This window comes from Pantoea sp. ME81 (genome assembly GCF_903970985.1).
GTDB lineage: Bacteria > Pseudomonadota > Gammaproteobacteria > Enterobacterales > Enterobacteriaceae > Pantoea > Pantoea communis.
The window spans coordinates 1-20983 of the sequence record NZ_CAJCKS010000088.1; the positions used below are offsets into that span (position 1 = coordinate 1).

Consider the following 20983-nt stretch of genomic DNA (forward strand, 5'->3'; position numbering starts at 1 on the left):
CGTTAGCGTTGAGGGCATCCGTCTGGTTGCCCTCAACGTCTGCTTAAACCTTCTTTGATCGGAAGGCAGTTTCACCTTTGAGGAAGTCCAGGTTAAATGCTTGCACCTCACGAACCAAGGTGATTAAGGCTTGTGCTGCACGGTCGGTGGCAATCTGACCCCGTTCCGCATCTGCAGCGGCTGCATTGCCTGTGGTGCCTGAGAGATGAAGGTCTTGTGCCATCCAGCCGAATCCTATGCCGCCTTCAGGGGTGAGTATCCCGCCACTGGCCTCCAACGCCACTGAGGTTGAGACGAAATCATCAGCATATGCCATCTGCACCAATTCGGGATGCAGATGCAGCATCATACTGGTCTCTGATTCTCCACCGTGAATGCCGTGCTGCATCTCTTTTTCGCTATACAGGTCTGATGCATCAATTGTCCGGAACCAGCTGGCCCCAACGGCAAACATCCCCAGTTCGATGCGCAGTTGACGGCAAACAATCTCCATTAATTGCGGTTGGCCGCCGTGGGAATTCCAGAAAATGATTTTGCGAATGCCCGCCCGCCAGGCGCTTTTTGCTACTTCAAACCACACTTTGCCCAGCACTTCATACGGCAGTGAAAGCGTACCAGGATAAGCCAGGTGTTCGTCTGATTTGCCAATCGGCAGGGCGGGTAACACCAACATTGGCAGGCCGTCGGGCATGAGTTCAACGGCGCGTTGAATAATGCCCGCATTAATGGCGGCATCCACGCGTACCGGCAGATGTGGACCATGCTGCTCAACGGCTCCAATCGGTAAGACAGCCACTATGTTTGCCATATCGAGTTCACTAAATTCCCGAGTGGAAAGATCCCACCACCAGGGCGAAGACGGTTTTACCATGTTAACCTCCATTTTTTAGCTCAACATAGCGGGTTGCCACTGCAATGGAAGCAACAAAATTCGTACTGATCGTTGCCTTTAAGTCATCCTTCCTGACAAGGTGCTCTTCAAAATTTCACTGAAAGCGGCACACGTTTTTGCTTTGCTGCTGTCATTATCAGGCCCCTGAAGCAGGATAAAGTCTGCCTGTGGAAGCGAAGGTCATTCCCGGCGGCCCTGCGGGCCGCCTTCCGTCTCATTTTTGATTCTTATCTGTAAACGCTTGGTAATTTTCCTTTGTGACGGTCTGATAGGGCACCCAGTTATAGGCTTCGGTTTTCTTGCCGGTCAGCATATCGCTTGCCACATTAACTGCGCCAATGGCCTGGCCTTTCGCATCCTGGAAAATGGTCACCGCCATTTTGCCATTCTTGATGAATTGCAAACCATCCGGTGTGCCATCAATGCCAGCCACTAACACATCGCTCTTCTTCAACTGATCCAGTGCCATAATCGCACCAATTGCCATCTCATCATTGTTAGCAACAATGGCGTTGATCGAATTGCCATCCTGTAGTCAGGAGAGGGTTTTATCGACGGCTTCATTGCGTTGCCAGTTAGCGGTCTGCTTTTGAATGACTTTAAGACCTGGATGGGCGCTGACATAATCTTCAACGGCTTTAGTGCGTTGGCGAGCTTCCTCGGTAGAGAGTGAACCCATCAGGATGGCGATGTTCCCCTGGTTGTTCATGCGTTTTGCCAGCGCTTCAATCTCCATTTTTCCACTCAAAGCAGAGTCGGAGCCAACGTAAGCCATCTTACCGCTCAGGGGCACTTCAGGTTTACGGTTGACAAAAATCAGAGGGATGTTGGCTTTCTTTGCAGCCGCAATCACAGGCATAACACCTTGCGTGTCTACCGGGTTCACGATAATCGCGTCGGCACCCTGATTAATAAAATCATCAACCTGCTGGATTTGCAGTGAAACATCGCCTTTGGCATCGGCAAACTGGCTATTCAATCCTTTCTCTTTCAACTGCGTTTCCATTTGACTGCGAAGGATTGAAACAAAGTTAAGATCCAGATTAGCCAGAGCAACGCCCACCATATACGTTTTGGCTTGCACGACAAACACACTGAGTAAACCACAGGCGATTATTATTGCTTTGATTATATTCATGTTTGAATCTCTGTAAGGTGGATAGGGCATTTGTGCACCCGGGTGCAATAAATTGCGTGTCAACACACAGTGCTGTGTATATTTTCGCTGTGACCCTGAGCGCTTAACATTACTTTCAGATGAGGTTAGAAATTAGTCAACGCGCTAAAAATTGATTCCTTCATCTGGATCACAAAATTTGGGCGAAGCATCCTAAAAAGAGAATAGAAATGCTACCGGGTGTAAATTTTCCTGGCAATGATCTGTTTGTTTATTACGGGCTTAAGTTACAACATCCAATAGAATCTCTGAAAGATGCGCATCAGTAAGCCACTGCGTCGATTGAAGCTAAACAGCAGTTTATCGCGCGCATCTAAAGATCTGTCATCGGGGGGCAGTTAAAGATTACAAAGGTATTGATAAACTTCAGCATCGCGTTTATCTGGCGTGAATCGAGAGCACTGCCGGCATTGGTGAGAGATAACCCGATATTGCTTCAACAACCCAAGTTCGTTCAGGATGCGCAGCCAACCCCTTGAGCCATAACACTTCTGCTCATAGATTTTTTCGCGAATGCTTTTCACGTCCACACGTAGTAGGGAGGCTTCAAGATTGCTGTAATCCGGATGCAGCTTGTTCTTCCCTACCTTTTTGAACAAGAAATTACGCACATAAAATGAGGCCACATTTGCCTTAACCTGAATGAATATATCATCCACTTTTTCAACAAATATAGTGTAAATCATGATCTTGAGATAAAGCATAAACACCAAATTGTCGCTATCTGATTGGTGTTTTACTGAGAGGGTGCCTAACTCAACCACTTTGCGTTGTTCCAGGCGCAACGCGTCAAGTTCTTCACGAAACAACGTGGCGCAGGGGATGTTGTTTTCATGGCGGCCTATCACGCTGATGGTGCCCAAAATATCTTGTTCTTTTCTCGCGAGGAATAGGGTGCTGTTAGGATTAAGCAGACCTTCGTTGTAGAGGAAAATAGAGCGGCTGTCTTTAACTATGCCAGTGCGGCGATACTCGCCGTTGGTCATTTCCATTCCTTTGAGAAACTCTATAAAACCGGTGGCAGGTGCAATGCTGATCCTGTCATCAATATCATTAAGTATTTTGCAGATTCTATGCGTTCTCTTATTAAGTACGCCATCAGATATCGCACTGCTAATAACTGATTTCCTTGATAAATACACGGTATACCTCAACCTATCCACGTTAAAGTATCGCTAATATAATAAACAAAAATGAACAATGGAATTACTTTGAGATGAAAATTTAGATCCACTTATGTGTTTTGCTAGTTGGATATGGCTTAAACGAAGAATTGGACTGATTCGCGAGATAAATGTGATGAAGCCCTACATTTTAGTGGGTTTACATATTAGCAGGGTTTATTGATTTTGGTGGTGGCGAGCGGAGGTTATAGGGTTGCCCGGCAAAAAAGTGCCGGGCACTACATGGCTAGTCTTCAATACTGCTTAACAGCGCATTTTGAATGATTTTCTGGGCTTTGAGTGGATTTTGTTCACTTTGCGCCGCTTGCAATGCGGCAATATCCAGCTTATCCAGGGCACGGTAAATATGCTTCAGGAATCGAATCGACAGATTGGCGGCTTCAACATGGTCTTCACGGAAGGGGAATTGGTCTAGCTGCCATACGCCATCCCAATTATTGATTTTGAGCACATAGAAGAACTCAAAAATTTCTGTCATGTGCACTGTGCCGACAACGAGATCGTCATCCCAGCCACGTAGGTTGTCATTCACGTCCATACCGAACAGCCTGCCGCGGTCAATTATCAGCTGGGCTGAGTCCGCTGGTGATTCACCGGCAAATAGTGCGTGGCCAAAGTCCAGCAACACGCCGACGTTATCGAGGCCGATATCTTCAATCCCCAGTAAGGTGCGTGCAGCGGAATCCCAGGTCATTTTAACGCGTGGTTCACGCGGTTTATACTCGATGGCAAATTTGACATCAGGATTGGCACTCGCCAGTTCGCGCATGCCATCAACCGCCAGTTTCCAAAGATTTTTATGATCAACCTGGAAGGGATAATCCCATCCATCTTGTCCCGGCCAGATTTTCACATAATTGGCACCCAATTCCCGCACGACTGTGGCCGCTTCATGCATCAGGTCGAAGGCCTGTTTGCGCAGTGCGGGATCAGGATTAGTAAAGGCACCGCGAGAAAAGCGGCGCAGATAGATTTCAGGCGTCACGCCAATCGCTTTCAGCCCAGCCTGGTCTAAGGCTTCTTTAACCTGAGCAACGGTAACACCTTCAGTAAAGGGATAGGGCACATCAACATACGATAAGTCTTCAACACTGCCAGCCAGTTTGATCTGGTCTAGCGTGCTGAGCGCCGGACCGTATCCGTCGACGGCATAACGGTCTATGTAGTTAGCAAAATGCCACAAACCGGCACCAAATTTCGGGTAGGTGTAACCACTCATAAGACATTCTCCTTAGGGATTAGGGTAATCCGAGACGCTACAATGTTGTGTTGAATATATATTCACTAACGGTTATATATTCCATTCTGCGCCTTGAGCTTCTTGCTTAACCAGCATTGAGTGAAGAAATTGAGGGTGGCCTCACACAAAATTTGTGTGTCTGAAGTGAGAAAGGAATCGGGAAAGACATTATCCGTGCACAATTAAAATCAACAGGTGCTACCTTGCTTAATTCTGCGGCAATCAGTTTCCGCCACTCCAGCCTTAAACACGTTAACCTGAGGTCATTCATCATGATGTCTCCCCCAATTCAGCTTGGCCCGACTAAAGCACCGATAAAATTTACCCAGGTTGAACCCGTTTTCCTCTCCGACAAGACTATGCTGGAGCGAAAAAATAAGGTTATGCAAAGGATGGTCGACGGCGGTTTTGATGCGCTGGTCATTTATGCAGACAAAGAACACGGCGGGAATTTTGAATACTTAACAGGGTTCATCCCACGTTTTGAAGAGGGGCTGTTGATCGTTGATGCCAGTGGAGAATGTACCGCTATTCTCGGGAATGAGAATCTCAAACTGGCTCGCTTTTCACGCGTACCTGTCACGTTGCTTCACTGCCCGTTGTTTTCGCTGCCTAACCAGCCAATGGATCATGAAACACCGCTTGAAAACCTTCTGGCATCTGCTGGCTTGAGTAACAAAAGTAAAGTAGGCCTGGTGGGATGGAAAATGTTCACCCCAGCCGCAGGCAATGGTTCTGCCTATTTCGATGTACCTTATTTTATTGTTGATGCGTTGCAACGCACGTTGAAAAAAGAGGCTGAACTGCTAAATGCAGCGCACTTATTTATTAGCGGCGCTGGGGGGGCAAGAGTGACCAACAACGCCAATGAAATCGCGCATTATGAGTATGGGGCCAATCTGGCATCTAACTGTATTCTTAATGCGATGGACGCGGTGGAAGTAGGAGTGCGGGAAATTGATTTGGGCGCGCTTCTGACGGCGGAAGGCCAATACAATACGGTGGTCTCCATCGCTGCCACCGGCGTCCGCTTCGATCATGCTAACCTTTATCCAACATACAAAAGGGTGCAGCACGGCGATCCGTTGTCGCTGACCACAGGATTTAAAGGTGGCTTGTCCAGCAGAGCTGCTTTCGTTATCGCCAGTCCTGCTGAACTGCCTGACGCTCAGAAAGATTGGTTAGACAGAATCGCTAAACCCTACTTCTCTGCACAGGTAGCCTGGCTAGAAAATATCCGCGTGGGTATGTCTGGCGGTGAGCTTTATGACGTGATCGAAGATGTACTGCCCAAAACCCGATATGGCTGGCATCTCAATCCTGGCCATCTGGTTGCTGATGAAGAGTGGATGTCATCGCCGGTTTACCCAAATTCCGGCGAACTGTTGAGAAGTGGCATGATATTGCAGCTCGATATCATTCCATCGGTACCGGGCTATAACGGTGTCAGCGCAGAAGAGTGTGTTGCGTTGGCCGATTCATCACTTCAGGCTAAGATCGCTGAAGCGTATCCGAAACTTTGGCAGCGAATGACATGTCGACGTGATTACCTGCGCGATGAAATCGGCATTAAACTCAATGCCGATGTATTGCCGCTATCCAATGCTGTTGGCTATTTAAGGCCGTTTTTGCTCGCTAAACACCTGTCTCTCAGCGTGAAGAAATAGAGCGCACTGATAGCGAACATCAGGGCTTAATTTGATTACGCCCGCTGCGTTTTGCCAGATAAAGGGCTTTGTCGGCGTCCTGTTTCAGCTGGTCTGCTTCGCCGGTTTTACCGGTTGACGTCAGCGTGCTGTAGCCAGCGCTGATGGTCACTACGCCAGCTGGAACATCTGAGCTTTCATGTGCAATGCCGGTTTCTGCAACAAATCTGACCGCGCGCTCCGCCACTTTTTTTGCATCAAACGCTGAGGTGCTGGGCAGAATGATCGCAAACTCTTCACCGCCATAACGTGCCACGATATCGCCTTGATAATGCACGCTATCCTTTAGCGCCAGGCCGACATCCTGCAAGCACTCATCACCCGCAACATGCCCGTAGGTGTCGTTATAGCGTTTGAAATAATCGATATCGATCATCACCAGCGAGAGCGGCTCAGCGTGCTTTTCTGAACGAAGCAGGGCTTGCTCCAGCAGAGCATCGAACTGACGGCGATTCGCCAGCCCGGTCAAACCATCGACCAACGCCAGGGATTGCAGCGTATGGTTGATGGTGGTCAGTTCATCACGAACATGGGTCAGCTCAATTTGATTGCGCACATTGGTACCCACCTGGCGCAATACAAAGACGCCCATGCCGGTAATGGTTATTAACAGCACGATGTTGAGCAAGACATTGGTCAAATTAGCCGCCATCCACTCCATGCGAATCCGATCGCGGTCATATCCTGCCGTCACGATCAGTGGATAACGCTCCAGTCGAGCGTAACCAAATACACGTTCTACACCGTCAAGAGTCGAACGCCAGGTCGCGCTGCCGCTCGACGCCGATTTAAGCTCGGTTTGAAACAGCGGGCTGCCGGAAAGGGTCCGGCCAATATAAGAGTCAGGAAAAGGGCGAATATAAAGGGCAGTGGCATCCGCCAGGATCAATCCCAACGCATCTTTATCGCCAAGCGTGTAGTAGCTGTAGTACTGCCGGAAATAATCCACTTTGACCGTCGCAAGGGCGACACCAGCAAAATTCCCCGCATTATCATTGAGACGAACCGAAACAGGTATCACCAGATCACCGGTGGAGCGACTGCGGATGACATGGCTGATATGGATATCCAGACTGGGATGCGTCCGATGCCAGACAAAGTAATCGCGATCGGCGTTACTGGCATTGGTCGGCGTGAAGTTGCCAGATGAAGCCACCCAATGTCCCTCGGTATCGTAAACAAACAGTCCGTGCAGCTGAGGGAGCTTGCTTTGCTGGTCCTTGATTTGATGCAGGAACTGCGGTGTTGCAGCAAAGCTGTTGCCGTTTTGACGTAACTGGCGCACAGCATCCGCGAGGGTAATATCAACCTGTAAAAAGGCATCTTCAGCTTGTTTGGCTAATGAGAGCGAGAGATTGCGTGCATCCTCTTCTTTTTCTGTCAGGTGTTGCTGCCAGGAGTGCCAAAGAGACCAGGCATTAATAGCCATCACCAGTAAACTGATGGAAAGAAGAAATACGGCCATACTTCTTCCAAGAGAAGTCTTTAGCAGACGAGGGGTGCTATCTGAGAGGACACTTTTACGCATTGATACTCTTTGTGCATGCTGAAAAGGTGGGCAGAGTGGATAGGGATATTACAGGATTCATGTAACTGTCATAAGCTGAGTAAAGAAAATTTTATGCATTTGTGGAATAAATCTGATGAGCGAGAATTGGCGCCGTAAGGAAGTGAGCATCAGAAAGCCCAGCATGATGTGTGGTGTGCATCAAAACATCCAATTTAACATAATCATGATTATGCGCACTTTGATTGAGGGTCCAATTTGATAATGTCACTTTTTAGCTAGTTCATAATGTCACCCAGATGCGGCGCGTATGCCACCTTTCTGGGAGATCTCTGCTGATGCTGGTGACCATGTCGAACAAAGAACTTCACCGTCTTCCCGTCATTCAGGCTGTTATAGAAAAACGTCTGCGTCGCCGTGATGCGGCCTCTCAGCTGGATCTTACCGAGCGTCAGGTTCAGCGGCTGATGAACCGCTACCGCGAGTCTGGTGCAGCCGGTCTTACCGATGCACGGCGTGGAAAGCCCGGCACACATCGCATCGATGAGAGTCTGCGCCACCGCATACTGACGCTGCTACGTGAAAATTACGTGGGTTTTGCCCACAAATTACCGCAGAAATGCTTCAGGTACTTTCCGAGATTGATAAGCGGCTTACTTCACCCAGTCTTCCAGCACCAAACCCGGTACCCTCGCAAATTCCCTGGTATTATTTGTCACCAAGATAACGCCGGCCGCAATGGCATGGCCGGCAATCGCCGTGTCATTTGGGCCTATCGGTGTTCCGGCTGCGCTTAGGGTGGCCTTAATTACAGCGGTGGCGTCCACCGCCGCCCGATCCCAGGGCACAATCGCATCAAGTCGGGCGCAGAATTCGTCAACCAGTTGACCATGACGCGGCGAGGCTTTCTTTCCAATAGCACCAAAGCGCATTTCTGCGTAAGTAATAGCCGAAACTACAATGCGATGGTTGCGCAGCACCGCTTGTTCAAGCCGTCTGATCACGTCCTCTGGTTGCTCGCGCATAATGAACGAGCATATACAAGTATCCAGCATGTAGGTTTTGTTCACAGATCAAATCTTCCCTCATCACTGACAACATCCCCGCGATCCATCATAAAATCCGGGTCCGCTTTCTCAAGCTGCATAAATGAGCTCCAGGTCGGCCGTACGGGACGCAGTATGATGCTGTCACCTTCCCGGACAATCTCCAACTCACTCACCCCTTCAAAATCCATATCGCGTGGCAAACGAATGGCGCGGTTATTGCCATTTTTAAATACAGAAACAGTTCGCATGATCAATCCTCCTGAACGGACTTCCGGCACGGTGCCGTCACCGGCTTTATGTTTTGAGCTTTATCACCCAGCATATGTCTAGTATATGCCCAGCTTTGACATATGTATATGCCCTGTTCTCTTCTTCAGAAAAACATCAGAATGTGACATACGAAGCCTTAAGTTCCGGGTGACATTAGCAACACGAAAGACATTTCTTGTTTTCATTTTTCCCTCTGTGGGTAAAGAAACGTGAAGTAACCTACGCACGCGCGCGGTTCCGCTAACCTTGGTAGTACACGTTCTTTAACCTGCCGGGGAAACCATCATGTCGAAGACGAATCCACTGCTGAAGACGCCACTGCTGCTGTTGACCCTTTGTTCAATAATGAGCCTTAACAACGTTCGTGCGGCTGAAGAGCCCCTGTTCCAACCTTTATCGCCGAAGGTCTCAGACCTCACTCAATATCGCTGGCACAATCGTCCTCTGGTGATCTTTGCCCCATCTAAAACAGATCCTGCCTATGTCGCTCAAATGGCGATGCTGGAGAAGCAGAAAGCAGAACTGGCCGATCGGGATATCATTGTGTTCAGTGATACTTCACCCACAGCCAATGGCACTTTGCGTAAGCAACTCGATCCGAAAGGATTTGAAGTGGTTCTGGTTGGAAAAGATGGTGGAATGAAACTACGCGAAACAACACCTCTGAATACAGAGGTGTTGCTCTCAACCATTGATAAAATGCCCATGCGCCAGGCCAAACTCAATGAATGAATTGGACGGGTTCACTCGACATCCAGCAGTGAACCCGTTTTATAAAACCGTTTCCCGGCGATGTAATGCAAACTGCGCATCTCGTCTGGTGCGTCCTCGAATAACCAGCGCCCTTCTTTAAACACCCGGCTATCCGCCCAGGCACCCTTGATTTCACCGATGAACAAATCGTGGTCGATCTGATTTTGTTCGATAGGTATCAACTCGCAGTACAACCAGGCCGCACAGCCAGCCACCAAAGGAAGATGACTTTCCGGTAACTGGAAGAACTCGACGCCAGCTGTGGCTAGCTTATCTGACTGCTCAGCGCGGGAATGCGTACCGAGATAATGAACCATCTGCGCCTGGCTGACGGTTGGGACATGTATAACGAATTTCAGGCTTTGCTCAATCAACTTACGCGTGAAGGTGGATTTATCCAGCACAACCGTCAATTTCGCCGGTTTGAACTCTAATCCACATACCCAGGATGCAGACATCACATTGTCAATCCCGTCATGGTGGGAGGAAACCAGTGTTGTTGGGCCATGGTTGATCAGGCGATAGGCTTTTTCCAGCTCAACAGATTCAATATGGGCATTCATAGATTCATTTCATCGCTTAAATTTTAAAGGCCTTTATTGTCGCCTGGTCAATTCGACTTTACCAATCTCCAGCCATCATCAGGGCAAATCCACTGCACCCCGCGAGTGCAGTGGTTGCTCCATCTTAAGCGTTTATGATGGCGTCATGGCTGTGCCAGTGCCTGTACCGCTGTAATTAAGCCTGGCGCGTTTCTTGCGTGTAACAAAAGGTTTCCCACCGCTGACGTTGCTTTCCCATTCATCCAAAGAGGTCTTTGCTATGGAATTGAAATGGTTTGAAGATTTTCTCAGTGTTGCACGCTGTTATAGTTTTACCCGCGCCGCCGACGAACGGCATATCACGCAATCGGCGCTCAGTCGGCGCATCCGGCAGCTGGAAGAGTGGCTGGGTGTGCCGTTATTCGATCGTAAAACCTATCCGGTTACGCTCACGCCAGAGGGACAAACTTTCCTCGCCACCGCCAGCGAAACGGTATTTTCCATGTCGCATCTGCGCAATGATCTGCATCAGCGCTACAGTTCGCGCACTGCGGTATTACGTTTTGCGATGCTTAATACCCTTTCTCTGACGTTCTTTCCTGACTGGATACAGCGATTAAATCTGCAGCCCAATCTCAGCTATATCCGCCTGTGTAATCAAAAACCGACTTTCGCTGAGCACATCTCCACCTTACACAGCGGTGAAACCGATTTTCTACTGACTTATGCGCACGATGCGGTGTCGCTAATACATCAGCTGGCGGCGTATCCCATGGTGCAACTGGGCGGTGAGCGTGCCATTGCCGTGTGTCGCCCGGATAGCAGTGGCAAGCCACTCTATCCGGTGCGCGCGGATGGCGGTCCGATTCCGTGGTTGAGCTATGGACAACATACCTTCTTTGCTCATGCGCTGGCGCAAATGCTCAGCAAACGCCCGCTTCCTCTTGAAGCGGTATATGAAAATGGTATGTCGGTGAATCTCAAAGCCATGGTCCTGGCCGGTGGCGGCGTGGCGTGGTTGCCTCTGAGTCTGGTGCATGAAGAACTGGCCAGCGGCAGTTTAGTGCGCGCCGATGACAGCAGCTGGGATATGTCGCTGGCGATTCGCCTCTATCGTCAACCGATTTTGCAAAATCCTCAGGCTGAACAACTGTGGCTGCGAGCATGTGCCAGCGAGACGGCTAATGCGGCTTGACATAAAACTATGCCGTTTTGGAATGGGGAGTGTGAATTGCTCATTGGCCTTACGCTGATGATTTACTCCATGCTGGGGCTTCAGAGAGACGAAAACCTGACCAACCAAGCTGGGGACTATCATGGAAAACAAAGCGTTAGTCTGGAAGTGGGTAGAAGAATATCAAGGGGTATTTTGTGAACTGAGCGATCGCGTCTGGGGCATGCCGGAAATTTGCTATACCGAGTATCGTTCGGTAGCTGAACACACCGCGATGCTGAAACAGCAAGGATTCCGCGTCACAGAAAACGTGGCCGACATCCCCACGGCGGTGATGGGTGAAGCCGGTGAAGGCGGTCCCATCATCGCTTTCCTCGGAGAATATGATGCCTTGCCAGGGTTGAGTCAGGAAGCGGGCGTAGCGCGTTATTCTCCACTGCCGGGCAACGGCCATGGTCATGGCTGCGGGCATAACTTGCTGGGATCGGCTGCCATGCTGGCGGCTACTGCGTTGAAGTCCTGGCTTGAAGAGAGCGGCACACCGGGCCGCGTTCGCTATTATGGCTGTCCGGCAGAAGAAGGCGGTGCGGCCAAATCCTTTATGGCGCGTGCTGGCGCATTCGATGGCGTCGATGTCGCCATCACCTGGCATCCAAGCGCGCATCATGAAGTGGCAAAACCGCTTTCTCTCGCTAACACCCGCATGGATTTCGCTTTCCGTGGCCGCTCATCCCACGCTGCGGCTTCTCCACATCTTGGGCGCAGTGCGCTGGATGCCGCCGAATTGATGAACGTTGGCGTACAGTTCCTGCGCGAACACGTGCCGCAAGATTCCCGCATCCATTACGCCTTCCTCGATGCCGGTGGTGTGGCTCCCAATGTGGTACAGGCAAAATCTACCGTGCGCTATGCCATTCGCTCGCGCGATGTCCACGCGATGTTTGAACTGAATGAGCGGGTCAAGCGCGTGGCTCAGGGTGCCGCCATCATGACCGATACCGAAGTGGATATCAGCATCATGAGCGCGGTATCCAACCTGCTTGGCAATCGTCCGTTAGAAGAAGCGATGCAGCGGAATCTGGAAGCGCTTGGTCCGGTGCCATTTGACCAGGCTGACCTCGCCTTTGCAGCTGAAATTCAGGCCACGCTAACAGCGGAAGAGATTGATAACTGCTACCGCAAAACCGGTGTGAAACCCGCCGATCCTAAACCCCTCAGCGATTACATCATTCCGCTCGATACCCACGGAGAGGTCATGATTGGCTCGACCGATGTCGGTGATGTCAGTTGGGTGATCCCGACCGTGCAGGCGCACGTACCCACCATGGCTATTGGAACCCCTGGTCACTCATGGCAACTGACCGCGCAAGGCAAAATGCCGGCCGCACACAAAGCGCTGGGCCATGTCGCGAAAGTCATGGCCGCGACGGCGGTGGACGTGCTGACCGACAAAATACTGATGGCCCAGATGAAGAAAGCCCATTTCGAGCAGGTCAGTGAAAAACCCTATCACTGCCCTATTCCAGCTGAGGTGAAACCACCCATTCAGCCGCGCCCGGATACTCTGTAACGCCTCAGGAGAGATAGATGAAAAACAAGATGTTAACTGCCGCATTGACGCTGGCAGCGACCTGCTGCGCTTCGGCACAGGCCGCAACGCCCGCCGATTCTTTAGTGATGGCGTGGAACATTGATGCCATCAGTACCTGGGATCCGGCGCAGATTGGTGAAGTGGTCACCAGTGAAATCTATTCAAACACCTGTGACACACTGGTTGATTTTCGTGTCAGTGATGAAACGCAACTCGATCCTGCATTGGCCAAAAGTTGGGATGTCTCTGCCGATCGCAAGACCATCACCTTTCATTTACAGGACAACCTGAAATTTGCCGATGGCTCAGCCGCAACCGCCAGCGACCTGGCGTGGTCGATGCAGCGCGTAGTGAAGCTGGGCTACGGCAATGCAGCCGCTATCAAGGAGTATGGCTTTGATAAAGATAACGTCGACTCACGCATTAGCGCGCCCGATGACAAAACGCTGGTGATGAGTTTCGATAAAGCTTACCCCACTAATCTGGTGCTCCAGGCGATTGCCGCCAATAACGTCTCTTCCCTGCTTAACCGCAAAGAAGTCGAAAAACAGGCAGTGGATGGCGATCTGGGGCACAAATACCTTTCCACTCATACCGCCTGTGTTGGGCCTTATCAACTGGTGCGCTGGAATGCCGGTGAAGGTGTGGTGCTCCAGGCTACCCCGAACTACTGGGGAAAAGCGCCGGTACTGAAGCGCATTCTGATTCGTCATGTGGCTGAAACCGGCACTCAGCGTCTGCTGGTGACGCAGGGCGATGTGGATATCGCTCGCGATCTCTCAGCTGACGATCTGAAAACGCTGGATCAGGGCGGCAAAGTGAAAGTGGAAAAAGTGTTGAAGCCACAGCTGTTTTTCTGGACCTTCAATAATGAAGACCCCATTTTCAAAAACGAAAAAGTCCGTCTCGCCATGCGCTATCTGATCGATTACGACGGGTTAGCGAAGAGCGTCATGCCTTATCTCGGCGTGCCGCGCGCCAGTTTTGTTCAACAAGGGGCATTTGGTGCGCTGGATGCCAAACAAGGTCAGCCTTTCCATCTCGATCTGGATAAAGCCAAACAGTTGCTGACGGAAGCCGGTTATCCCAATGGTTTCAGTACGGCGGTGTTGTTTGGCACCCTGCCGCATTCGGCGCCAATCGCGCAAAGCGTACAGCAGAATGCCGCCAAAATCGGCGTGAAACTCAATCTGGAACGCATGGCTAACGCGCAGTTGTTCAGCCGGGTACGTGGCCGGGAATTCCAGAGCGCAATGATGGCGTGGCAAACCTCGGTGCCCGATGCCTACGGCAATGCCTCGCGTCTGGTTTATAACCCTGACAATCGTAAAGAAGCGCGTGCCACGCAATATCCAAGCTGGCGTGCCGCTTATTACGATCCGCAGATGAATCAGAAAGTAGAAACCGCACTGTTAGAACCGGATGACACCAAACGCGCTGCACTCTATGGCGATCTGCAGAAAGAGCAGATGCAAAAAGGACCTATGGCGATCATGTTCCAGATGTACAACACCGCGGGAATTAGCCCAACGGTGAAAAACTGGACCTGGAACGGTTTTCGCGTTTGGTATGGTGCCGCAAGTAAATAACGGAGGTGGCAGATGTCACAGGTCATGATACCCGTTGCACACAACCCCCCTTCCGCTGGCTGGCGTCTGATAAGACGCCTTGCTCGTGGGCTTATCTCGATTGTTTGCACGCTACTGGGGTTAGCTGCCCTGACCTTCTTTATTGGTCGCTTACTGCCTATCGACCCGGTGGTCGCGATCATCGGCGATAACGCCAGTCAGGAAGCCTACGACAAGATGTTTCATCAGTTGGGGCTGGATCAACCGTTGTGGCACCAATTTGCCGACTACGTCTGGCAACTGCTGCACCTCGATTTTGGTATCGCTCTGACCACCAGCCATCCGGTGGCGCAGGATATCGCGCGCGTCTTCCCCGCTACGCTGGAACTGGCCACCGTGGCGGCCATTATCGGCGTCGGTTTCGGTATTCCGGCGGGCGTGCTGGCGGCAATGTACCGCAACACCTGGTTCGATCATCTGATCCGCTTCGTGGGGCTACTCAGCTATTCCACCCCGCACTTCTGGCTGGGTCTGATGGGATTGCTGCTGTTTTACGCCACGCTCGGCTGGATTGGCGGACCAGGACGCATCGATTTTATCTACGAGTTCGATTTACATCCGGTGACGGGATTCTGGCTGATCGACAGCGCGCTGAGCGGAAACTGGGAAATGTTCCGCAACGTGTTTGGTCACATCATTTTGCCCGCGTCGATTCTTGGCTTGAGCGCGCTGGCTTACATCAGCCGTATGACACGTAGCTTCATGCTGGAACAACTGTCGCAGGAATACATCATTACCGCTCGCGTGAAAGGTTTGTCGTGGGCGCGATGTGTTTGGGTGCATGCTCTGCGCAATATCGCCGTGCCCACGCTGACAGTGGTGGCCCTTTCCTGGGCCTGGCTGCTGGAAGGCGCGGTACTCACCGAAACCGTATTTGCCTGGCCCGGTTTTGGTCGCTATCTGACCAACGCACTGCTGGCGGGCGATATGAATGCGGTCGTCGGCTGCACATTGCTAATTGGCGCGATTTTTGTCGGCATCAATCTGCTGTGCGACCTGCTTTATCGTCTGTTCGATCCGCGCACGCGTCAGGAGGAAGCATGACCGATTCCGTCAACAAATCGATGCGCGTGAATCCTTCGCGTCACTTACGCGCCTGGCTGCGCGATCCTGCGCCACAGTCACCGTTTCAGGCGCACATGCAGCTGTTATGGATTCAGTGGCAACGCTTTTGCGCTAACCACTCGGCGCTCTTTGGTTTGCTGGTGCTGTTGATGATTGCTGGCGCGGCGGTGTTCGCGCCCTGGTTAGCCACTCACGATATCTATGCCCAAAACCTCGCCTTCCGCCTGCAACCGTTTTCTGCTGAGCACTGGCTGGGCACCGACGAATTGGGACGAGATATTTACAGCCGTCTGCTGTATGGCGCGCGCATCACACTATATATCGCAGGCTTAACCGCGCTGATCATCACACCGATTGGCTTACTGGTCGGCACCAGTGCAGGTTATCTCGGCGGTTGGGTCGATACGCTGCTCATGCGTCTGGTGGATATCTTCCTTGCCTTCCCCAGTTTGATTCTGGCGCTGGCGTTTGTCGCGGCATTGGGGCCAGGCATCGAGAATGCGATCATCGCGATTTCTCTCTCCGCCTGGCCGCCGATTGCCCGCCTTGCGCGCGCCGAAACTCTGGCCATCCGTAAGATGGATTACATCGCCGCGGTACGCTTACAAGGGGCATCCGCCTGGCACATCATCGTGCGACATATCATCCCTATGTGCCTGCCTTCTGTCATCGTGCGCGTCACCCTTAACATGGCGGCGATTATCCTTACCGCCGCTGGACTGGGTTTCCTGGGGCTTGGCGCTCAAGCGCCTAGTCCGGAATGGGGCGCAATGCTGGCTTCCGGCCGCGAATTCATGCTGAACAATGGCTGGATCGCTGCCATCCCTGGATTAGCAATATTGTTCACCAGTCTCGCCTTCAACCTGTTGGGTGATGGCCTGCGCGACGTAATGGATATCCGCCATGAATAATCTGCTTCAGGTGAAAAACCTCAATATCGTATTTCGCAGCGCGCACGGGGAGCACCGCGCGGTACGTGACGTTTCTTTTCATGTTGGACGTGAGAAAGTGGCGATTGTCGGTGAATCCGGTTCGGGAAAATCGCAGACCTGCCGTGCATTGCTTCAGCTGACGCCCAAAATCGGTCGCGTCACCGCCGATCAGATGCAGTTCGGTGATATAGATCTGCTCAACAGCAGTGAAAAACAGATGCGCCAGATTCGCGGAAATCGTATTTCAATGATCCTGCAGGATCCCCGCTTCTCGCTTAATCCGCTAATGCGCATTGGCGATCAGGTGGCGGAAGCCTTCAGGTTGCATCGCCGGGTGAGTAAAAGCGAAGCCAGACATCGCGCGCTAACGATGCTGGAATCGGTGCATATTCGCGACGTGGCGAAAGTGGCACGCCTCTATCCCCACGAGATTTCTGGCGGTATGGGCCAGCGCGTGATGATCGCGATGATGCTAATCCCCGAGCCGGATTTGATCATCGCCGACGAACCCACCTCCGCACTGGACGTGACGGTGCGCCAGCAGGTGCTGAGCATCCTGAATGAACAGCTGGGGCGGCGTCAAACCGGCCTGCTGTTTATCAGTCATGACCTTAATCTGGTCTCTCGTTTCTGCGATCGCGTGCTGGTGATGTACGCCGGGCGTATTGTCGAAGAGATTCGTGCCGAACGTCTGGAACAGGCGCAGCATCCTTACACGCAGGCATTACTTGCCAGTCAGCCACGTCTGCATCATCCCCTTGATACGCTGCGTGTGCCGACCCGAGATGCCAGCTGGCTCACCGGACCCTGTTTTCGTGATGGAGTCGCATTATGAATCCCATTCCAACCGCACAACGCAGCATTGAAATGGTGGATGTCAGTATTGCATTCGGTCAGGGAGCACATCGGCGACAGGTGGTTGATAACGTTAGCCTGACGCTGGCACAAGGAGAGTGTTACGGCCTGATTGGTGAATCGGGTTGTGGAAAATCCACCATTTTGCGCGCGCTGGCTGGCCTGAATCACGATTATCAGGGCCATATTCTGTTCAATAATCGTGAACAGCAGCCGCAGCGAGATAAAGCCTTTTATCGCCAGGTGCAGATGGTGTTTCAGGACCCTTACGCCTCGCTCCATCCGAGAAAAATGGTGTGGGCCAGTCTGCGTGAACCGCTGAAGCTGCATGCTATGGACCACCATGAAGCGCGCATCAGCGATGTGCTGCATGCGGTCGGACTTTCCGATGCCTACCGTTATCGTTATCCCCATCAACTTTCTGGTGGTCAACGTCAGCGTGTGGCCATCGCGCGGGCCCTCATTCTGGAACCTTCCGTGCTGTTACTGGATGAGCCGACCTCAGCACTGGACGTCTCAGTTCAGGCTGAAATCCTCAATTTACTCAGCAGCATGCAACGGCAGCGCAGCCTCACTTATTTAATGGTGACGCATGATTTGGCGGTCGTGACACACCTTTGCCGTCGCATCGGCATCATGCATCACGGCAAATTGCTGGAAGAACTCAGTGCGGATAGCGTGCGTCAGGGCGGAGCACGGGAAATCTATACCCGCGAGTTTCTGGCGGCGAGTGAGGCGTGAACCTCTGATCCACACTAAAACGATGAGGCTTTGCCATGTTTGAATCACTTCAGCAACAACTTGAAGGCCAGGCCACTGCCGTGCTGCTGGTGGCGCAGGGTGATGAAATCCTGTTCAGTTACGGCGATGCTGCCCAGCGTTACCCCTGCCACTCGATGCGCAAAAGCTTTCTTAGTGCGCTGATCGGCTGCGCAGTGGCAGAAGGCCGTTTTGATCTCTCCTTAACCTTGCAGACGCTGGGAATCGATGACCGTGAAGGACTGAGCGTCAGCGAGAAACAGGCCACGCTATACGATCTGTTGACCGCCCGTTCTGGCATTTATCATCCGGCGAACTATGAAACCGTCTGGATGCAGCGTATTAAACCCCCGCGCCACCTGCATGCGCCAGGCGAGAACTGGTGCTATAGCAACTGGGATTTTAATGTGCTGGGCAGTGCCTACCGTCAGCTCACGGGAGAGGAGATCAACCAGGCGTTTGCGCAGCGCATTGCCGACCCGCTGGGGATGCAGGATTATCGTGTTGATCAGGACAGTTGGCTGGAACCCGGAGAATTTTCTGATCACCCTGCCTATCCCTTTACGCTCTCAAGTCGCGACCTGCTGCGATTCGGCCAGCTCTTTCTGCAGCAGGGGCGCTGGGGCGATCGACAAATCATCCCGCAACAGTGGGTTCGCACCAGCACCTTGCCTGTTTCGCATGCGGGCGATCGCGGGGGCTACGGCTATATGTGGTGGGTCACGCGCGATGGCGTGGCCTGGCCCGAGGTGATCCTGCCAGCGGGCAGTTACTCAGCGCGTGGTGCAGGCGGTCACTTCTGCCTGGTGATGCCGCAACAGAATAGGGTGATCGTGCATCGTGTTGACACCCGCACACCGGGGCAAGAGGTGAATCGTTTCCAGATTGGCTCGTTGTTGCACAGGCTGCTCACCGTATTGGACAGGGAGACATCATCATGACGCTCATCGAATCTCTGGCACAGTGGTGTGCCAATCCACCGCCCTTTACTCTTCGTGCTCGTGAACTGGCGATTGACGCCATCATTGATACCCTGGGTTGCATGGTCGCTGGCCGTAGCGACTTTTCTACCCAGGCGGTGCAGCAGGCATGGCCTCAGATACCCCGTAGCCAGGCGCTCGATGCGTTGTTCAACGCCACGGCCGCTCACGCTATCGACTTTGACGACAACTTTGCACCGGGCATGAGTCATGCATCGGCCGTTTTGGTACCGGCACTGCTGGCCGTGGCGCAAAACAGCGACGGCGCATCGTTGATACACGCTTATTTAATTGGTCTGCAGGCACAAGCCTATATAGGCGAAGCCATCGGCTATCAGCACTACACTGCTGGCTGGCATGGTACATCCACCGTGGGTTGCATTGGCAGCGCGGCAGGTGTTGCTGCCCTGCTCGGCCAGGATGCAGCAGGGATTGCCCGTACGTTGAGCATTGCGGTAAGTCTGGCCAGTGGGGTCAAAGGCCAGTTTGGCACGCCTCTGAAACCGTTTCATGCCGGAATGGCGGCGCGCAATGCCGTTGAAGCCGCGACGCTGGCGCAAACCGGCATGCAAGGTCGTCTGGATATTCTTGAGTGCGCACAGGGTTTTGCGGAACTCTATGCCGGTCTGTTAAGCCAACCGTCGCTGCCCGGCGCTGAGCAGCATGTCATTGAACAAATCGGTGTGATGCCGAAAAAATATCCGTGCTGCGGGTCTACCCACCGCATTCTCGATGCGATTGCCGATATCCAGCAACAGCAAACATTGAAGATTGACGACATTGAAAGCGTGCACTGCCAGGTGGGGATCGCCAACTGGCGCAATCTTGCCTACCATCAGCCGCAGGATGAAATGCAAGCGCGCTTCTCGATGCAATATTGCGTTGCCATGATGCTCAGGAATGGCACGTTGAGCGTGCAGGACTTTACCGCCGCCAGCGTAAAACAACAGGCAGATGCACAATTGTTGGCGATGATTACCCTCGCGCCCTGGACAGCGGAACAGGAGGCTGAAGACAGAAACTTGCCGCATATCCTCACTTTGCGTTTCAGGAATGGTCAGGAAATTGTCCACGCCAGATTGCGGGCGCGTGGTGCGTTAGACGAACCTTTCAGCACCGACGATCGCCAGGCAAAGTTCTTAGATTGTTGTGCAGCGCTACCCCAGGCAGAATCGCTTTATCAGCGCCTAAAGGAATTAGCGCAGCAAGCTGATTTAACGTTTATACGTCAGCTTATGGTTTAACCCTGACAGTATGGGTAGCAGCCATCGTTGGATGGATCCCGTTCATCGCAGGAGAATACGCTTCGGGAGCAGCGGTGAATCGGATCGGTAGAACAACACCGAATCACCGCTAAATTTATAAGCTCGGAAAATATTTTCACTTCTTTGGCAATATTCACATCGCTCATTCGTCTACCTCAGTACGAGCCAATATCGGCTACTGTAATGAGGAATAACAACAATGAGAGATTTCGATATGCGCAGACAACACCGCCGTGACCACCATTTTGGTGGTCATCGCATGATGAAACCGCTGTTGCTCGGCGTGGTGATCATCGCGGCACTTGGGCTGCTGGTGATGTCGTTGTGGAATGCCGTGCTGCCTGCCATCATCGGCGTGAAGGCGATTGGGTTCTGGCAGGCGATCGGGCTACTGGTATTGTGCCGCATACTGTT

Annotated in this window: 18 protein-coding genes and 3 pseudogenes; 13 read left to right on the forward strand and 8 right to left on the reverse strand. The window is 52.1% G+C overall.

Annotation, left to right across the window (positions count from 1 at the left end; translation table 11 throughout):
- Positions 1–43 precede the first annotated feature (43 nt).
- The 4 genes and pseudogenes from H7A81_RS16220 to H7A81_RS16235 form a co-directional block, all read right to left on the reverse strand.
- Positions 44–871 (reverse strand): creatininase family protein, encoded by an 828-nt coding sequence (locus tag H7A81_RS16220; RefSeq protein ID WP_182058048.1) that lies wholly within the window; start codon positions 869–871, stop codon positions 44–46.
- Between the two features lie 235 nt (positions 872–1106).
- Positions 1107–2030: pseudogene (locus tag H7A81_RS16225) on the reverse strand (substrate-binding domain-containing protein).
- Between the two features lie 377 nt (positions 2031–2407).
- Positions 2408–3055: a hypothetical protein gene (locus tag H7A81_RS16230; RefSeq protein WP_034830125.1), complete on the reverse strand. Its 648-nt coding sequence runs from the start codon at positions 3053–3055 to the stop codon at positions 2408–2410.
- A gap of 424 nt (positions 3056–3479) precedes the next feature.
- Positions 3480–4472: a sugar phosphate isomerase/epimerase gene (locus H7A81_RS16235; RefSeq protein ID WP_097117921.1), complete on the reverse strand. Its 993-nt coding sequence runs from the start codon at positions 4470–4472 to the stop codon at positions 3480–3482.
- Between the two features lie 293 nt (positions 4473–4765).
- On the opposite strand from H7A81_RS16235, the gene H7A81_RS16240 reads away from it, so the two are divergent.
- The gene (locus H7A81_RS16240; RefSeq protein ID WP_166934432.1) at positions 4766–6160 is read left to right on the forward strand and encodes a Xaa-Pro peptidase family protein; all 1395 of its coding nucleotides are present in this window, start codon (positions 4766–4768) and stop codon (positions 6158–6160) included.
- Positions 6161–6179: 19 nt separating this feature from the next.
- On the opposite strand, the gene H7A81_RS16245 is transcribed toward H7A81_RS16240, so the two are convergent.
- The gene (locus H7A81_RS16245; protein ID WP_182058049.1) at positions 6180–7664 is read right to left on the reverse strand and encodes a sensor domain-containing diguanylate cyclase; all 1485 of its coding nucleotides are present in this window, start codon (positions 7662–7664) and stop codon (positions 6180–6182) included.
- A 392-nt stretch (positions 7665–8056) separates the two neighbouring features.
- Between H7A81_RS16245 and H7A81_RS16250 the strand changes: the two are divergent.
- A pseudogene (locus H7A81_RS16250) lies at positions 8057–8335 on the forward strand (helix-turn-helix domain-containing protein); the annotation flags it as partial.
- 24 nt (positions 8336–8359) lie between these two features.
- On the opposite strand, the gene H7A81_RS16255 reads toward H7A81_RS16250, so the two are convergent.
- Positions 8360–8776 (reverse strand): type II toxin-antitoxin system VapC family toxin, encoded by a 417-nt coding sequence (locus tag H7A81_RS16255; protein ID WP_045832538.1) that lies wholly within the window; start codon positions 8774–8776, stop codon positions 8360–8362.
- On the reverse strand, positions 8773–9003 hold the full coding sequence (gene vapB / locus H7A81_RS16260) for a type II toxin-antitoxin system VapB family antitoxin (RefSeq protein WP_182058050.1): 231 nt from the start codon (positions 9001–9003) through the stop codon (positions 8773–8775). Before vapB ends, H7A81_RS16255 begins: the two co-directional genes overlap by 4 nt.
- A gap of 307 nt (positions 9004–9310) precedes the next feature.
- On the opposite strand from vapB, the gene H7A81_RS16265 reads away from it, so the two are divergent.
- Positions 9311–9757, forward strand: coding sequence for a DUF4174 domain-containing protein (locus H7A81_RS16265; protein WP_182058051.1), 447 nt, complete (start codon positions 9311–9313; stop codon positions 9755–9757).
- 11 nt (positions 9758–9768) lie between these two features.
- Here the strand turns inward: H7A81_RS16265 and H7A81_RS16270 are convergent, their stop codons facing one another.
- A complete protein-coding gene (locus H7A81_RS16270) occupies positions 9769–10341 on the reverse strand; it encodes a flavin reductase family protein (RefSeq protein ID WP_182058052.1) in 573 nt (190 codons plus the stop codon).
- A 259-nt stretch (positions 10342–10600) separates the two neighbouring features.
- Between H7A81_RS16270 and H7A81_RS16275 the strand changes: the two genes are divergently transcribed.
- From H7A81_RS16275 to H7A81_RS16320, 10 genes and pseudogenes are all read left to right on the forward strand, one after another.
- Positions 10601–11515 carry a LysR family transcriptional regulator gene (locus tag H7A81_RS16275; protein WP_182058058.1) on the forward strand — a complete coding sequence of 305 codons (915 nt, stop codon included), beginning with the start codon at positions 10601–10603 and terminating at the stop codon, positions 11513–11515.
- Positions 11516–11636: 121 nt separating this feature from the next.
- Complete coding sequence (locus H7A81_RS16280) at positions 11637–13064, forward strand: M20 family metallopeptidase (RefSeq protein WP_182058053.1); 1428 nt, start codon at positions 11637–11639, stop codon at positions 13062–13064.
- 17 nt (positions 13065–13081) lie between these two features.
- Complete coding sequence (locus H7A81_RS16285) at positions 13082–14674, forward strand: ABC transporter substrate-binding protein (protein ID WP_166934693.1); 1593 nt, start codon at positions 13082–13084, stop codon at positions 14672–14674.
- Positions 14675–14686: 12 nt separating this feature from the next.
- Positions 14687–15757 carry an ABC transporter permease gene (locus H7A81_RS16290; protein WP_182058054.1) on the forward strand — a complete coding sequence of 357 codons (1071 nt, stop codon included), beginning with the start codon at positions 14687–14689 and terminating at the stop codon, positions 15755–15757.
- On the forward strand, positions 15754–16689 hold the full coding sequence (locus H7A81_RS16295) for an ABC transporter permease (RefSeq protein WP_058962159.1): 936 nt from the start codon (positions 15754–15756) through the stop codon (positions 16687–16689). The genes H7A81_RS16290 and H7A81_RS16295 overlap by 4 nt, the downstream gene beginning before the upstream one ends.
- Entirely contained in the window at positions 16682–17545 is an 864-nt protein-coding gene (locus H7A81_RS16300; RefSeq protein WP_182058055.1) for an ABC transporter ATP-binding protein, read from the forward strand. The genes H7A81_RS16295 and H7A81_RS16300 overlap by 8 nt, the downstream gene beginning before the upstream one ends.
- On the forward strand, positions 17542–18306 hold the full coding sequence (locus H7A81_RS16305; protein WP_160867601.1) for an ABC transporter ATP-binding protein: 765 nt from the start codon (positions 17542–17544) through the stop codon (positions 18304–18306). Before H7A81_RS16300 ends, H7A81_RS16305 begins: the two co-directional genes overlap by 4 nt.
- A gap of 35 nt (positions 18307–18341) precedes the next feature.
- Positions 18342–19265, forward strand: coding sequence for a serine hydrolase (locus H7A81_RS16310; protein ID WP_182058056.1), 924 nt, complete (start codon positions 18342–18344; stop codon positions 19263–19265).
- Positions 19262–20548: an MmgE/PrpD family protein gene (locus H7A81_RS16315; RefSeq protein ID WP_182058057.1), complete on the forward strand. Its 1287-nt coding sequence runs from the start codon at positions 19262–19264 to the stop codon at positions 20546–20548. The genes H7A81_RS16310 and H7A81_RS16315 overlap by 4 nt, the downstream gene beginning before the upstream one ends.
- Before the next feature lie 220 nt (positions 20549–20768).
- A pseudogene (locus tag H7A81_RS16320) lies at positions 20769–20983 on the forward strand (hypothetical protein); the annotation flags it as partial.